This is a genomic window from Actinomyces dentalis DSM 19115 (assembly GCF_000429225.1).
Classification (GTDB): Bacteria; Actinomycetota; Actinomycetes; order Actinomycetales; family Actinomycetaceae; genus Actinomyces; species Actinomyces dentalis.
This window is the reverse complement of the sequence record NZ_AUBL01000033.1, coordinates 34,937-50,444: the sequence shown is the minus strand read 5'-3', so window position 1 is coordinate 50,444 and position 15,508 is coordinate 34,937. Positions and strand designations below refer to the sequence as shown.

Below are 15,508 nucleotides of genomic sequence, written 5' to 3'. Positions count from 1 at the left end.
TCGGTGGTGGTGTCGTCCAGGGCGGCGTTCCCGCCCTTGCCGGTGACCTGGGAGGGATCCTTCGTCGGATCGGTGGTGGTGTCGTCCAGGGCGGCGTTCCCGCCCTTGCCGGTGACCTGGGAGGGATCCTTGGCCGGGCCGGTGGTGGTGTCGTCCAGGGCGGCCCCGGAGCCCGGGTTCGTCAGCTGGCTGGGGGCGGTGTAGCCGGGGGTCCGGGGGTCCTCAAGGCCGCCTCCGCCGCCCCCGCCCCCGCCTCCACCGGGAGCGGCGGGGGCGGGGCTCGGGCTCTGGCCGCCCTGACCGCCGCCGCCGTCCTGGCCGCCGCCCTGATCGCCCTTGTGACTCTCGTTGTAGGCGTCGGCGATCTCTTTGTCGATCCGGTCGAAGGTGTCCTTGCTGGCCTCGAAGTTCTGGCGCAGCTTCTGAACCGCCTCGGTCAGCTTGCGGCGCTTGGCGCGCCAGTCCCCGTTGAAGTCCCGGTAGGCGCCCGCCAGGCCGGAGTGCCCGACGGCGTCGGCCACGGAGTCCTTCGTGTTGGTCATGGAGTCGAGGCCGGACTCGATGCGCTTGAGCGAGGCGATGGCCTGGACGTAGTCGTCGTGGATGAGCAGGAGACTCAGCTCCGACATCGTGGCACCTCCTGGAGTGGTCGTGAGCGGGTGGGGTTGCGGGTCGCCCCCACGGTAGGGGGCGGGTCCGCGGGAAGTCGATGGGGATCAACCCCCGCGGGCGGGCCGGGCGCGGGCGGCGGGCCGGCCGGGCGGGCCGGATGCGGGCGCGCCGCGGGGCCGGCGGGGCGGTCAGGTGTCCATGAACGGCACCTGCACCTTCGTGGCCTTCGAGGCGTGGATCCAGAAGCCTCGGCCGATCGGCATCTCCCCCTGGCGCACCCGCGGCGTGTCCGTGCGCAGGATCATGGAGCCGTCGGAGGAGTCGGGCTGGAGCAGCAGGCCCGTGCGCGCGGCGCGCATCTCCGCGGGCAGCGACCACATGGAGTTCCAGGCCGAGATGTCGCCCTCGGCGACCACGAGATGGCCGTTGCGCTTGATCTTGCTGACGGCGTCGGTCACGGGGGTCTCCAGGGGCGTCTGGATGATGTCCTGGCACCCCTCGATGAACAGGGCGATCGTGGGGCGCCCCGGCTCCGCCGGCACGACCAGGCTCGGGTCCAGCAGGTCCAGGATCTCGCGGATCCCCTCCTCGGTGGAGGCCGTGCTCTCCCACAGGTCCTGGACCCCGTCCAGCGGGCTGCGGCGCGGGGCGATGCGCACCAGGACCACCCCGCCGTCCCACTCCTTGATGGACGTGGCGATCCAGCGCAGCGCGTTGGTGGTCCCCGACTGGGGCGGACCGGCCACCAGCAGCGTCCCGGTCGGCTCGAAGCCCACCGGGCCGAGCGACTCCGCGCCCATGCCGATGACCGGCAGGCCGTCCACGGTGCGGGCCAGGTCCCGGGGGGACAGTTCGGCCGGCAGGAAGCCCACCGGCTCGGGGCGACGGCGCCCGTTCGCCTCCAGGTAGTGCGCGAACTCCTCGATCTTGCGCGCCTGGGCCAGGACGTTGCCGTCGCCGCCGAAGACCGCCAGCTGGAGCTCCTGGCCGCTGCCCACCTGCATGCACCGGCCCGGCGGGCTCGTCGGGCTCAGAACGTCCTTGGGCAGCCCGAAGTACAGGTAGCCCTCCTCGTCGCTCTGACGCAGCACCACCTTGTGCAGGAAGGAGCTGGTCATGGACGAGGGCACGGACTGGGGCCGCTCCGCGGAGGCGGCCACGTGCACGCCCACGGCGCGGCCGTCCACCAGCAGGCGGGTGAAGACGTCCAGGAGGTCCTGGCCGTCGGAGCTGCGCTCGCAGGCCTCGCGCCAGGCCCCGATGCCGTCGACCAGCAGGAGGATGCGCGGCTCCTGCGCGCCGTCGCTGATCTGCCGGTACTCGGTGAGCGTGCCCGCGCGGGCCGCCGAGTAGCGCTCGGAGCGCTCGTCGACGATCCGCGCGAGCCGGGTCAGGAGCCGCTGGACGCGCTCGACGTCGTCGGAGTCGATGACGGCCCCCACGTGCGGCAGGGCCTCGAGCATGCCCAGGGAGCCGCCGCCGGCGTCGATGGCGTAGACGTCCACCGGGCCGGACTCGGGCGTGATCGCGGCGGCGATGGCCAGCGAGCGCAGGGCGGTGGACTTGCCCGAGCCGGAGGCGCCGTAGAAGACGATATTGCCCTTGTCGTCGGGGTGGAAGTACTCGGGGTGCTGGTCCTGGTTGTCCGGGTCGTCGACGATCCCCAGGACGATGTCGGTGTCGCGCTTCTGAGTGAGGTGGTTGAGGTCGTAGCAGGCCGCGAGCTCGGGCAGCCACGGCTTGCGCGGCTCCTGGATGCCGGCGAGCTCGGCCGCCCGGGCCATGGTGTCGACGACGCGGTCGATGTCCTGCCTGACATTGCCCGTGTCGACCTCGCGGCGCGGGACCTGCCAGGGGCGGGGCAGCCCGAAGGTCATCTCCTCCACCGCCACCTGCGCGGCGGAGGTCTGCGCCGAGGTGCGCGCCCCGGGGTAGGCGGACTGGAACTGGGTGATGCGCCCGGGACCGGTCTTGGCGGCGGCGCGGCCGGGGATCTCCGGCGGGAAGTGGGCGGCGGTCTTCTCGCCCAGGACGTCCTGGGAGTCGGTCTCGTCAGCCATGCGCAGGGCCACGCGCAGGTTCGTGTTGGCGCGCAGATTGTCCTTGATGACGCCCGCCGGGCGCTGGGTGGCCAGGATGAGGTGCAGGCCCAGGGAGCGCCCGCGCTGGGCGACGTCGACGACGCCGTCGACGAACTCGGGGACCTCGCTGACCAGGGCGGCGAACTCGTCGACGACGATGACCAGGCTCGGCGGGCACTGCGGGTCGCCCTTCTTCTCCAGGGTGACCAGGTCCTTGGCGCCCTTGTCGTTGAGCAGGTGCTCGCGGTGGCGCAGCTCGGCCCGCAGCGAGGTCAGCGCCCGGCGCACCATGGCCGGGGACAGGTCGGTGACGATCCCCACCGAATGCGGCAGATCCGTGCACCGGGCGAAGGCCGACCCGCCCTTGTAGTCGACGAAGAGGAAGGTGACGCGGTCGGGCGACAGCGCCTGGGCCATGCCCAGGACCCAGGACTGGAGGAACTCGGACTTGCCGGCGCCCGTGGTCCCGCCCACCAGGGCGTGCGGGCCGTGGACCCGCAGGTCCAGGGCCAGGGGCCCCTCCGCCCCCTGGCCGACCAGGGCCGCCAGGCTCACCGGCCGCTTGAGGGGGGCGACGGCGGCCCGGTCAATGACCGAGTGGCTCGCCCTCCACCGCACGACCTGGGCGTCGGGGTCGTCGGCGAGCTCGGCCCCGGTCAGCCCGATGTAGGAGATGGAGCCGGGCAGGTCGGACTCGTCGTCGACCGGGACGCCGGCGTCGACGACGGGGGCCAGGAGCCGCCCGAGGCCCGCGGCGCGCTGCGCCTCGAGAGTCTCGACGACGACGATGTCACTGGTCATCGAGCGGCGCACGAACCCGACGCGGCAGGCGCTCTCGCCGACCTCGACGAAGGTGCGGCAGGCCGCGGGCAGGGACTCGACGTGATCGGCGACCCAGATGACGTGCACGCCCACGTCCGGCCCCTGCTCGACGATGCGGGTCAGCCGCGCCCGGTCCGCCCCGGTGCCGTCGACGAGGACGACGACGGCCGGCACCGTGGGCTCGTCGCCCTCGTCGTCGCCCTCGTGCTCGGCCGGGCCCCGCAGCCCCGGCGCCCCGTCGCGGCCCCGCTGGGCGATGAGCTCCTCCAGGCGGGCGACCAGCAGGGTCCCGGTGCGGGTGTCGCAGGCCAGCTGCATGGGGCCGATGGGCGAGTGCGGGGAGGCGGTGTGCGGGATCCACTCCAGCCAGGACCACCGATCGCGCCCGCCCCGGTCGGTCAGGCACACCAGCGCCAGCTCGGCCGGCGAGTGCAGCGCGATGAGCTGGGCGACCAGGGCCCGCGACACGCCGTCGAGCCGGTCGCGGCGCCCCGCCACGCCCAGGGAGCCGTCCTCGCGCAGATTGGCCACGACCGGCACCGAGACGATCCGGTCGTTGACGGCCCGGACCTCCTGGATCATCTCCTGGTGGACCGGCAGGGCGGTGGCGTCATCCATGCCCTCCACCTCGGTGCGCGGCACCTCCGAGCCGATGCCCAGGCGCAGTTGGAGGAACTCGGGGTGCTCGGGGCGGCGCGACCACAGGCGCGGGCCCAGGGACTCGGCGTCGGTCAGGACCTCCTCGGTGGAGGGGTACTGGGCGAGCCTGGCCACGCGCTCGCGGGCGTGCGCGGCCTTGATGTCCGAGCGCGCCTTGGCGAGCGCGGTCATGAAGACCCCGGTGGAGTGCTTGAGCATCCGGCGCCGGCGGATGCGCTGGTCGACCCAGGTGCCGATCATGATCAGGGGGCTCAGGGCCACGAAGACGATGCTCATGACGTTCCTCGTCATGAGGTACATGAACGCCCCCATGACCAGCGGGGCGACCAGGGCCAGGAGCGGGAAGCGGGCCTTCTCCTCCTGCTGGGGGGCGGCGGGCAGGGTCACCTTGACCTCGGGCGTGCGGGGCACGACCCGCGGGGAGCGGATATGGCCGACGTCGGTGGTGTCGGTCACGCCGGGCATCTCGGAGGCCCCCACCAGGCGCGTGATCCGCAGCGTGGAATCGCCCACCGTCACCACGTCGGCGGAGGTGACGGTCTGCTTGGTCACCCGCTCGTCGCCGATGAGCAGGCCGTTGGCGGAGTTGAGGTCGGTGACCTCGACCTGGGCGCCCACCGTCAGGCGCAGGTGGTGCTTGGAGACCAGGGGGTCGCGCGACAGGCTGATCCCGCACTGGGAGGAGCGCCCGATCTCGGTGGCCCCCAGCGGGACGGAGTAGCTCTCCCCGGCGTGGGGCCCGCTCAGCACGAGGACGACGGCGCCCTCCTCGGCGTTGTTCTCCCGCGTCGCCGCCACGGCGCGCACCCCCACCACCGCCCCCGAGCGCAGACCGGACTCGTTCAGGTGCAGGTCCGGGTCGAGCAGGCGGCCCGAGCCGCCCCCCAGCGAGGCGCCCGTGCGCCGGGTGGCGCCGAGCGGGCCGCCGGGGGCGAGCACCTCCAGGGTCCGGGAGCGGGGGTCGACCGGCTCGGCGGCGCGCACGGGCCCGGCGCCGGCCAGGCCCGCGGCGACGTCGCCGACCGTGGCGGTGGCGTCCGCGGTGATCCGCAGGTTCTTCGTCATCCCATTGGGGGCGGTGACGGACAGGCGCAGCTTCATGGGCGTTCCTCCGGGGCGCGGGTCGAGTGGGCGGGTCCGGCGGCCGCGGCCCCGTCCAGCAGGGGCAGGTCCTCGGCGGTGACCAGGCGCGCCGCGAGCGCGTAGTCGACGAGCACCATGCGGCGGAAGGAGGCGTGAGCGCGAGAGCCCCCGCGCACCCCCTTGACGCCGGCGGCGTCGAGCTTGTCGCAGACGTTGTCGAGCTTGCGGTTGAAGCGGGTGAGGGTCCACCCCAGGCGGGCGGCGGCGTCGACGTTGCGCGGCAGGTCCACGGGGCCGGCCCCGGCCCGGCGCAGCCAGGGCTCGGCGATGGCCAGGATGAGCAGGCGCTGGCTGGCGGTGAGGGTGATCCGGCCGATGGTCGTCTCGGAGTCGACGCTGCGGCTCACATCGACGGTCGGCTCGTAGGCGGGGCAGGGGACCCGCAGCCGCAACTCGTAGGTGGTCCTGCCCGCGGAGAAGACGACGCTCATCCGGGGGAAGACGAGGGGGACGCGGGTGCCGGGCGCCACGAGGGAGTAGGAGACCCCCGTGCTCTCGGCGACCGAGGCCCCCAGGCGGGTGCCGGCATTGGCCAGCCACCACAGTCCGGCGTCGTGCTCCAGGACGAGGAAGTGGCGGTGCAGGAAGGGGTTGTCGTCCAGGGCGAGGTCGCCCTCGCGGCCCACCCGGAAGGCCGTGCCGGGGCGGACCTCGAAGACGTCTCCGGAGAAGTCAATGACCAGGGGGGCGTCCCCGGCGGCGGGCGCGTCCCCGGCGGCGGGGGCGGTGGCGGTGGCGCTCGCGGCGTTCTCGGTGCTCTCGGCGTTGTCGGCGCTCATGGCGTGTCCGTGCAGGCGGTGACGGGGTCGGAGGAGGAGCCGTCGGCGAAGCGGACGACGACCTCCAGGCAGGTGCGCCCCGGCAGGGCGGGGACGGTGACCGCGGGCTCCTTCGTCTCCTGGACGACCTTCTGGGCGCCGGGGTCGACGACGGCGTACAGGAAGCCGGCGGCCTCGCCGTCGTAGGTCCAGGTGGCCCTCACCTGCCCGTCGGCGGCGGTGAGCGTCAGGTCCTTCACGCCGGAGTCGGAGACGAGGCCGTTGCGGGGTCCGACGACGTCGGGGGCGGGCGAGGAGGCGCGGTCGACCACCGTGGAGTGGCCCTCGTCGCGCAGCAGCGACCACCAGGCGACCGAGCCGATGAGGGCCAGGACGACCAGCGCCGCCAGGGCGACGGCCACGCCCCGGCGGGTGGGGCGCCGGGCGCCGACGGCGTCCGGCGCGGGCAGGTCCCGTCCGGTCCGGGGCCCGCCGAACCCGGGCGCGGCGGATCCGGACCCGCCGGACCCGGGCGCGGGCGGGGAGGACGGCGCGAGCGGCGCGGGGTCGAAGCGGGGCCCGGGCGCGGTGTCGACCCGGTCCAGCTCGCCGCGCAGCACGGTGCGCTCCTCGGTGCGGTCCCGGCCCTCGGGCAGGGGGGTGATGACGCGGGGCTTGAAGCGGGTGGCGTCCGCGGCGGCCGAGTCCGCGGCGGGGCTGTAGGGGTCGATCGCCGTGACCGGGCGCAGCACGGTGGCGTCCGGGGCGGCGTCCGCCCCCCGGGCGCCGACGTCGGGCTGCTCGGCCATGACGTCGAGCTCGGTGGGGGCCTGGCCGAGGCTGCGCTGGACCTGCTGGAGCTCGCGGGCGAAGGCGAGGACGGTGGCGAAGCGGTTCTCGGGGCGCGGCGCCATGGCGGTGCGCAGGACGCGGCGCAGCTGCTCGGGCGCGTCCGGGCGCGTGATCGGCGGGATCCGCCCGGCCTGGGCGCGCTGGAGCATTGACAGCAGGTCGTTGCGCCCGTCGGGGGCGCGGTCGGTGTGGGGGGCGTGGCCGGTGAGCATGGTGTAGACGGTCGCGGCCAGGCCGTAGACGTCGGCGGCCAGGGTCAGGGCCTCCTCGCCGCGCAGCTGCTCGGGCGGGGCCCAGGGCGGGGAGGCCCCGCCGGACTCGTCCTCCACGTCCTGGGCCTCGATGGGGGTGGCGATGCCGAAGTCGGTCAGGACGGGGCGGCGGTACTCGGTGAGCAGGATGTTGGAGGGCTTGATGTCCCGGTGCAGGTAGCCGGCGCGGTGGATGGTCTCGACGGCGCCGGCGACCTGGATGGCGTACTTGAGCGCCTGCTCGACGCTCAGCGGCTCGGAGCGGGCGATCCTGCCCAGGTCGGGCGGCGGGCAGTACTCCATGACGATGTACTCGCGCCCGTCCTCGGCGCGCCCGGCGTCGATGACGGAGACGACCGAGGGGTGCGGCGACATGCGGGCCATGAGGCTCGTCTCCGCCTCGAAGCGCCGGCGGGCCCGGTCGTCGACCTCGCGGTCGAGGACCTTGACGGCCACGCCGCGGCCCAGCTGGCGCTGGCGGAAGAGGTAGACGTGGGAGAAGCCGCCCCTGCCTATGAAGCGCTGGTAGGAGGCGCCGCGGATGCTCGGGGGCGCGGGCGCGTCGTCGTCATTCATCGGCGTCCTCCACGGTGAGGGTCGCGGCGTCGGCGAGGCTGATGACGTCGCCGACGGCGAGGGGTTCGGGCGAGTGCGGGGCGAGGCGGCGGGGGGCCCGGCCGGGGCGCAGGAGGAAGGTCCCGTTGCTGGAGCCCAGGTCCTCCACGGCCAGGTCCCAGTCCTCCACGCGCACGGCGCAGTGGACCTTGGAGGCCGACTTGTCGGCGTCGGTGATGATGAGCAGTTCGGGCGAGGGCCTGCCGGGGCGGGGGGTGGCGGCCGGGGCGCGGCCGACGACGACGTCGTGGCGCAGGTCCACGACGGCCCCCGTCGAGGCGCGCAGGCGCCCCAGGAGCGGGCGGGGCACGCGCAGTGAGTCCGTCTGGAGCCGTCCGCCGCAGCGGCGGCAGGAGACCGCGTGGACGGCGTTGGGGTGACCCTGGTCGCACAGGACGGCCAGGACGGTGTCGGCCCCGTCGGCGGGGGCGCGCCCGGCCCCCGCGCCAGCCGCCTCGCGCATGGCGCGCAGCTGGGCGGGGGAGACGGTGCGCCCGTCGTGCACCCAGTCCTCGGCGTCCTCGGCCCGCGGGGCCGGCGTCGGGGCGGGAGACGGCGAGGGCACCTCGAGGATGAGATCGGGGGCGGGGACCTCGCGGATGAGGCCGGGGGCGGACGGGGCGGGGTCGGCCCCGACGGGCCCGCCCGGCTCGGCGGGGGACGGCGGTCCCCCGGGACGGGAGAGGAAGTGGTGGCCGAACTCGGCCTGCGCGTCGGCGAGCGAGGGGGAGTCGTCCGCCCCGGCCGCGCCTGGTGCCGCCCCGGCCGCGCCGGGGCCGGGACGGGCGGGATCGGGCGATGGCGGCTCGGGGGGCGCGTCGAGGACGGCGTCGAGGTCCTCGGGGCCCAGGGTGAGCGCGCCGCCCGGGACCGGGGCCGGGGACGCGGGCGCGTCCGGGGAGGCGGCGGACTCAGCCGGGGACGCGGCCGACCCGGCGGAGCGCGGCGCGGCGGGGCGCGGCGCGGCGGGCCCGGCCGGCTCCGGCACGGCGGCAGGGGATGCGGCGGCGACCGGTGCGTCGGGCTCCGCCGGCCCGGCCGGCCCGTCGGGACCGGCCGGCTCATCGGTCTCCGGCGCCGTCCGGGCCGGCCCGCAGGAGGGCGCGGGCGCGGAGCCGGGGACGGCGGACCAGTGGAGCGCGCCGGCCCTGACCACGCCCGAGCGCAGCGGCAGGCGCTCGCCGCCCGGGGCGCCGGCGTCGTCGTCGAGGAGGAGCTCGACGGCGTCGGCCCGCAGGACCGTCTCCTCCCAGGCGATGGCGCCGGGGGCGTGCACGACGTCGCGGCCCGCCGGTCCGTGCGCCACGAGCCGGAAGCGCCCGCGGGCCGCCACCCGCAGCCCGTCGGGCTCGTGCACGGCGGCGAGGAAGTCGGGCAGGGAGAAGACGTCGCCGCCGTGCGCCCCGGCGAGTTCGCGCAGGAGGTCGGCGAGGGGGGCGCCCGCCTCCATCGCCTCCCACAGCCGCACGACGAGGGCGGGCTCGTCGTCCAGGGCGATGACGCCGCCCCCGCTCACGGCGACCGGGATCCGGCCGGGGCTCCACTGCGGGACGGGGTTCATGAGGGATCCTTCACACGGGGGGCGGGGCGGGTCGGGCGCAGCACCGCGCTCCCGTCGATGATGAGGCGCTGGCGCGGCAGGGTGTCCTCCGAGGCGCGGCGCTGAGGCGGCAGGGTCTCGTCGTCGACGTCGGTGCGCTCCCAGACGGGGCGCACATCGATGATATCGACGATGAGCACCGTCACATTGTCCGTTCCGCCGGCGGCCAGGGCCCGATCGACCAGCTCCCGGGCGACCTGCCGGGGAGGGCGGGCGGAGCGCACGACGGACTCGATGACCGGCTCGGACACGAGGGCGCTCAGCCCGTCCGAGCAGATGACGAAGCGGTCCCCCGCGTGGGCGGGCAGGAGGAAGCGGTCCACGGGCACGACCGGGCCCGCGCCCGCGCCCAGCGCCCGGGTGATGACATTGCGCCGCGCGCTCGTGCGGGCCTGGCTCAGGGTGAGGCGGCCGGCGTCGATGAGCTCCTGGACCTCGGAATGATCGCGGGTGACCAGCGAGAAGGTGTCCTGGGCGAAGTGGTAGGTGCGCGAGTCCCCCACATTGACCACGTGCAGGCAGGGCAGGTCCCCCTGGAGGGACAGGACCAGCCCGGTCAGGGTGCAGCCGGGGGCGCCGACGTCGTCGCCGAGCCGGGCCACGTCGGCGGCGGCCCGCGCCAGTGCGGCGTCGAGCTGGGCGGAGGTGACGAACTCCTGGCCGACCAGGTCGGTGAAGGCGTCGAGGGCGGCGCGGGCGGCGAGGTCGCCGGCGCGGTGCCCGCCCATGCCGTCGGCGACGAGGAAGACGGGCGGCTCGGCGAGGAAGGCGTCCTCGTTGACGGCCCGCAGCAGGCCGATGTCGGTCAGTCCGCCGTGGGCGACGCGGAGCCGGGGGGTCGGCCGGGGCTCCTGTCCGGGGTCGTAGCTGTGCCTGCCCATGGCGGCCTCAGCGCTCCACCGTGAAGGAGCGGTCGCCCAGCTCTACGCGCGCGCCGTCGGGCACGGCGACGTCCTGCCCCATGAGCAGGGTCGTGCGCGCGCCGTCCGCGGCGACCACGGCCGAGCCGTTGGTCGATCCGAGCTCGCGCACGCTGAGCCGGTCGCCGTCGAGGAGGACGGCGAGGTGGGTCTTGGAGATGGAACGGTCGGGATCGGTCACGGGCACAGTATCGGCCTCCTCCCACGGGGAGACGGCAACGGGGGCGCGACCCAGGAGAGTGCGCGGCGCCACCAGGGCGATGCGCTGGCCGGTGTCCATGACCAGGGTCGCGCCCGCCCGCGGCAGCGCCGTGCGGGCGACGGTCGGGCCCTCGTCGATGGCGGCGGCGGGAGCAGCGGCGGCAGCGGCCGCCGGGGCGGCCGGGGGCGGCGGGACGGGGGGCATGGCGGCCCGGTCGCGGTCGAGGCGGCGGGCGGCGGGCGGCGGCGGAACAGGGGGCATGGCGCCGGGCGCCGACGGCGCGGACGCGGCCGGGGCGGGGGACGCGGCCGGGCCCCCGGTCTCCCACGGAACCGAGCTGATGAAGCCCGCGCCGACGGCGGGCGCCGGGGGCGAGCCCGCGCCGGCGCCGAGCGCCGCGGCCGGGCCGGTCGGCGCCGGGGGCGGGGCGAACAGGGGGCCGTCCCCGATCGGCTCCGGCGCGGGGGCGGCGGCGGAAGCGGGGGCGGCGAAGGGCCCGCTGGCGGCCCCGGCGGTGGCCGCCGCGCCGAGCCGGTCCCGCAGCTGGGATGCGGTCAGGGCCGGCTGCTCCTGCGTGTCCTCGACGAAGGCGGGCACCGGGCCCGCCGCCCCCGGGGCTCTCGACATCCCCGCCGTCCCCGGGACCGCGACCGGGCCGGACCGCGGGGCCGCGGGCCCGGCCGGGCCGGCGATCACCACGACGGTGCCGCAGACGCGGTCGATCCAGTTGCGCCCCTGCGGATCCGTGACCAGGAGGGTGATGATCGGGACGACGCCGAGGGTGGGGGTCCCGACGAGGCCGGCCAGGGCGTACCAGCCGACGCTGCGGGCGCCGGCGGGCCCCGCCCCGTCCCACGCCGCCCAGCGCAGGCCGAGCAGGCGGTGGCCGGGCGTATAGCCGCGGGTCCACAGCCAGGCCGTCATGGCCGCGGCGAGGGCGATGATGATCAGGCCGGAGACGGTCGTCATGGTCATCAGCGTGTCGATGGAGCCCGAGGAGAGCCCCATGGCCAGGGCGACGGCGGTGATGCCGTAGTACGCGACGGTGATGAGGACGGCGTCGATGAGGAACGCGCCCAGGCGCCTGGCGCCCGGGGCGGGCACGACCCCGTCCGGGAGCGGGGGCGCCGGGGACATCGGTGCGGGGGTGGTCGTCATCGCTGTTCTCCTCGGGTGCGGGCCGCACGGGCGGCGGACTGCCTCCGCCCCGCCCGGACGGCGGCGCGGCTGTGGCGCGAGGCGGCGCGGGCCTGGGCCCGGCGCCGTCGCAGGGAGGTCAGGGAGATCGAGGCGCGCAGGCGCCGGCGGCGGGTGGCGCGCCCACCGAGCTCGGCCAGGGCCCGCCCCGAGCCCGCCCAGGCGGCGTCGGCGGTCTCGGGGGCGATGCGGCCCCCGCCGAAGACGGATCCGTCGACCATCCGCGCCAGGGCCTCGATGCCGCCGACCTGCGCCCGGGCCCCGAAGACGCGGGGGGCCGGCCCCTGCGGACCGGGGGCGCTCATAATGCGCGCCTGCTCGTCGCGGGCGGCGGCCAGGGGGACCTCCAGGCGCAGGTCGGTGGCCCGGTCGACGAGCTCGTCCCACGAGCCGATGACCCGGTCGAGCGGCTCCGCGGCGCGGCGTCGTCGGCGCCGGCGCAGCGCCTTGATGACGACGACGAGGATGAAGGGCGCCAGGACGATGAGGGCGCCGCCGAGGATCTTCAGGGCCAGGAGGAGCCAGGACAGCCAGCGGCTCGGCTCATTGCGCTCGTCCTGGTCGTCGTCGTCGATATCGGGGGCCAGGTCGGCGGGGTCCTGCGGGGGCACCGGCGGCTGGATGACCTGGGGCCTGGGATTGGGCTTGGGCTTGGGGATCTCCGTCTGGGGGATCTTGTCGCGCGGCGGGGTGGGGTCGAAGGCGACCCAGCCGGCCCCCTCGAAGCCGACCTCCACCCAGGCGTGGGCGTCGGTGCCGGTGATCTGCTGGGCCCCGCCCGTGTACTGCTCGGGGTAGAAGCCGACGACGACGCGCGCGGGGCACCCGGCGTGGCGGAGCATGAGGGCCATGGCGACGGCGTACTGCTCGTCGTCGCCGACCATGAGGGCGTCGGGGTCCAGGAACCTGGAGATGCGCCAGGCCGAGTGCCCCGACAGGCTCTGGCCGTCGGTTCCGTCGGAGTAGTAGCCCAGGGTCGTCAGGGCCTGGGTGAGGGCGCGGACGGTCTCGACGCCGCCGTCGGCCCCGGCGATGAACTCGGGCAGGCGCGCGCCGACCTCCTCGGGGACGGCGGTGTCGGTGGGCAGGGTGATCCGGCTGAACGGCTTGTCGGACAGCTGGGCGTCCGTCCAGGTCCTCACGGTGGTGGCGGTGACCGTGTAGGAGTCGCCGCGGGTCAGCCCCCGGGTGGTCAGGGCCGTCTGCAGCTGGGAGGAGTAGTAGAGGGTGTCGGCGACGGCCCGGTCGCCGTCGGCGACCCGGAAGGAGCGCAGGTCCCCGCCGCCGGGGATCCAGTAGCCCGTGTAGCCGTCGATGGTGACGCCCAGGGTGGTGGTCGTCTCCCCCGGCGCCGGCGGCGTGTCGGTCACCGTGGCGCCGGCGCGCACGAAGCCCTCGCCGTCGGCGTCGGCGCCCACGCGCATGACGACGCCGTCGTAGGTGTCGAGGGTGGCCAGGCGGATGCGCTGGCCCTCGGCCAGGCCGGTGACGGTGAACAGCACGGTGTCCTTCTGGTCGTCCATCCAGTACTGGTAGCTGGTCAGCGGCGAGGCGTACTCGGTGATGTCCAGGGGCGGGTCGACGTGGTCGCGCAGGACGTCGCGGTGACCGGCGCCCTGGAGGGCCGGGGCGGCGGCGACGGCCAGCGCGAGCGCCGCGGCGATCATGCCGGCCCCGCCCGCCACGCCGACGGCGCGGCGCCGGGCGGGGGCGCCGACGATTCCGGTGGCGGCGCCGCGGCGGCGCCGGGCGGCCAGCCGGGCGCCCCACAGCACGCACCCGGCGGCGAGGGCGGCGCCCAGGTAGCGGGCCAGGGGCGCGTTCTGGGAGCCCCAGGCGATGCCGGAGGCGGCCAGGGCCAGGACCGGCACCAGGGCCCACGCCGGGGTGCGGGCGCGCAGGGCGATGGTCAGGGCGGCCACCGAGCACAGCAGCCCGGACAGGAGCGGCACAATGGTCGGGCCCACGAAGGCCCCCGCGGGCGGGGCGAGGGTGAGCAGGTCCTTCCAGGACTCGACGGCGCCGATGACGAGACCCTGAAGGGTGGCGATGGTGGGCAGGACGCGGTGCGCCGTCGTCGTGGGCAGGGCGAGGGCGCCGCCGAATGCGAGGTAGACGACGACGGAGCCGATCAGGGTCTCCGCGGCGTTCCAGCGCCAGCGCGCGCCCGCCGCGGCGACGAGCAGGCCCAGGCCCACCCCGCCGCCGGCGGCGATGTATCCGCCGGCGTTGCCGAAGACCGCCCCGTGGGCGGCCCCGGCCAGCAGGAGGAGGGCGGTGACGGCGAGGAGGTCGTCGAGGCGCAGGCGGCGCGGGGGCGGCTTGGGCGACGGAGCCGAGGTGGCCGGCGGCGACGCCGGGGAGGCGGACGAGGCCGGGGAGGCCGGCGGCGACGGGGCCGAAGGAGCGGGCGGGGGCGGAGCGGCGGGGCGATTCATCGGACGGCCCTCCTCATGGCCCGCGGGAGGGCGTCGAGCCGGGGCACCGTGAGGACCCTGAGGCCGGCGATCGGCGTCGAGTGCAGGCTCGCGGCGGCGTCGACGCGCAGCGCGAGGGGCTGGGTGGACACCGGCAGCTCGACGCGGGCGCGGTGGATGCGCTCGGCGGGGGTGCGCGAGCCGGTGAGCAGGGCGGTGACGGAGGCCTGGGGGACGGCGGCGACGGCGCGGCGGGTCAGGCGGGCGAGGTTCTCCTGGTCGGCGACCGCCTTGAGCGTGGTCAGGGCGTCCAGGGCGCGCACCGCCGTGGTCAGCGGGGGCGCGCCGGTCTGGGTGACGAGGCTGACCTCCCGGCCCTCGCGCATGGTGGCGATGATGAGGGAGGCGGCGCAGGAGACGGCCGTCTCCAGCTCCTCGTCGGTCCCGTAGGCGGCCTCGTCGAGGTCGAGGATGACGAGCAGGTGGGCGCGGCGGGTCTCCTCGAACTGGCGGACCATGAGGCGTCCGGTGCGGGCCGTGGAGCGCCAGTGGACGTTGCGGCGGTCGTCGCCGGGGACGTAGTCGCGCAGGGCGTGGAAGGCGACGTCGGAGCTGGACAGCTCCTGGGTGACGGCGCCCTCGACGTCGCGGATGAAGCCGATGGCGTCGGAGTCCAGGGCGGTGGTGCGCGGGTGGACGTAGAGGTCGACGGGCTCGTTCCAGCGCTGCCTGCGGCGGACGATGCCCAGCCAGTCGCCGCGGATGGAGGTGACCGGCCCGACGACGACGACGCCGCGCCGGCGCGTGGGGATGGTGAAGGGCTCCTCGTGGCTCTCCCCGGCCCCCAGGCGGGGCACCCGGAAGGCGGCCAGGCCCTCCCCCACGGGCAGCTCGACGGTGGAGGCGCCCACGCGGCGGGCGGAGGGGTTGGTCAGGACGACCTGGCCGAGGGCGGCGTCGCCCACGGTCACGCGCGTGGAGGCGAGCTCGACGCTCACCCGGTAGGTGGTGAGCCCCACCGCGGCCAGGGCGCCCATGGCCAGCAGTGCGGCCAGGACGAGGGCGGCGCCCCAGGCCTCGAGCCAGTGGAGGGCGGCGGCGCAGGCCAGGGCCAGGACCAGTCCGACGGCGCTCGCCCGGCCCAGCGGCGTGACGGCGTCGGCCACGCGGGCGCAGCCCCGCAGGAGTGGGCCCAGGACGGGCGCGCCCTCGAGGCGCCGGGCGGCCCCGGCGGCGGCGAGGCGGGCGGACGCCAGCCGCTTGCGCGAGGACGCGAGCAGGGCGGCCGGGCGCAGGGACGGGCGGCGCACGGAGGGAAGGCCCCGGAGCAGGCGGGACCGCAGCAGGCGGCGCAGGGACGGGCGGCGCACCGGCCGCC

Annotated in this window: 9 protein-coding genes; all 9 read right to left on the bottom strand. The window is 76.2% G+C overall.

Translation table 11 applies throughout. The features are described 5' to 3' along the window. A partial coding sequence (locus G446_RS18770; protein ID WP_211228274.1) for a hypothetical protein occupies positions 1-629 on the bottom strand: 629 nt, incomplete at its 3' end. Positions 630-800: 171 nt separating this feature from the next. After that, on the bottom strand, positions 801-5,276 hold the full coding sequence (locus G446_RS0108585; RefSeq protein WP_026409843.1) for a type VII secretion EssC family protein: 4,476 nt from the start codon (positions 5,274-5,276) through the stop codon (positions 801-803). After that, on the bottom strand, positions 5,273-6,097 hold the full coding sequence (locus tag G446_RS16920; protein WP_245574649.1) for an FHA domain-containing protein: 825 nt from the start codon (positions 6,095-6,097) through the stop codon (positions 5,273-5,275). The genes G446_RS0108585 and G446_RS16920 overlap by 4 nt, the downstream gene beginning before the upstream one ends. Then, entirely contained in the window at positions 6,094-7,755 is a 1,662-nt protein-coding gene (locus tag G446_RS0108575) for a serine/threonine-protein kinase (protein WP_026409842.1), read from the bottom strand. Before G446_RS0108575 ends, G446_RS16920 begins: the two co-directional genes overlap by 4 nt. Further along, complete coding sequence (locus G446_RS19960; protein ID WP_026409841.1) at positions 7,748-9,355, bottom strand: FHA domain-containing protein; 1,608 nt, start codon at positions 9,353-9,355, stop codon at positions 7,748-7,750. Before G446_RS19960 ends, G446_RS0108575 begins: the two co-directional genes overlap by 8 nt. Beyond that, the gene (locus G446_RS16915) at positions 9,352-10,275 is read right to left on the bottom strand and encodes a PP2C family protein-serine/threonine phosphatase (RefSeq protein WP_051285818.1); all 924 of its coding nucleotides are present in this window, start codon (positions 10,273-10,275) and stop codon (positions 9,352-9,354) included. Before G446_RS16915 ends, G446_RS19960 begins: the two co-directional genes overlap by 4 nt. 7 nt (positions 10,276-10,282) lie before the next feature. After that, positions 10,283-11,674 (bottom strand): RDD family protein, encoded by a 1,392-nt coding sequence (locus tag G446_RS0108560; RefSeq protein ID WP_026409840.1) that lies wholly within the window; start codon positions 11,672-11,674, stop codon positions 10,283-10,285. Further along, positions 11,671-14,151, bottom strand: coding sequence for a transglutaminase TgpA family protein (locus tag G446_RS20995; protein ID WP_051285816.1), 2,481 nt, complete (start codon positions 14,149-14,151; stop codon positions 11,671-11,673). The genes G446_RS0108560 and G446_RS20995 overlap by 4 nt, the downstream gene beginning before the upstream one ends. After that, entirely contained in the window at positions 14,148-15,500 is a 1,353-nt protein-coding gene (locus G446_RS16905) for a DUF58 domain-containing protein (RefSeq protein ID WP_051285814.1), read from the bottom strand. Before G446_RS16905 ends, G446_RS20995 begins: the two co-directional genes overlap by 4 nt. Positions 15,501-15,508 lie beyond the last annotated feature (8 nt).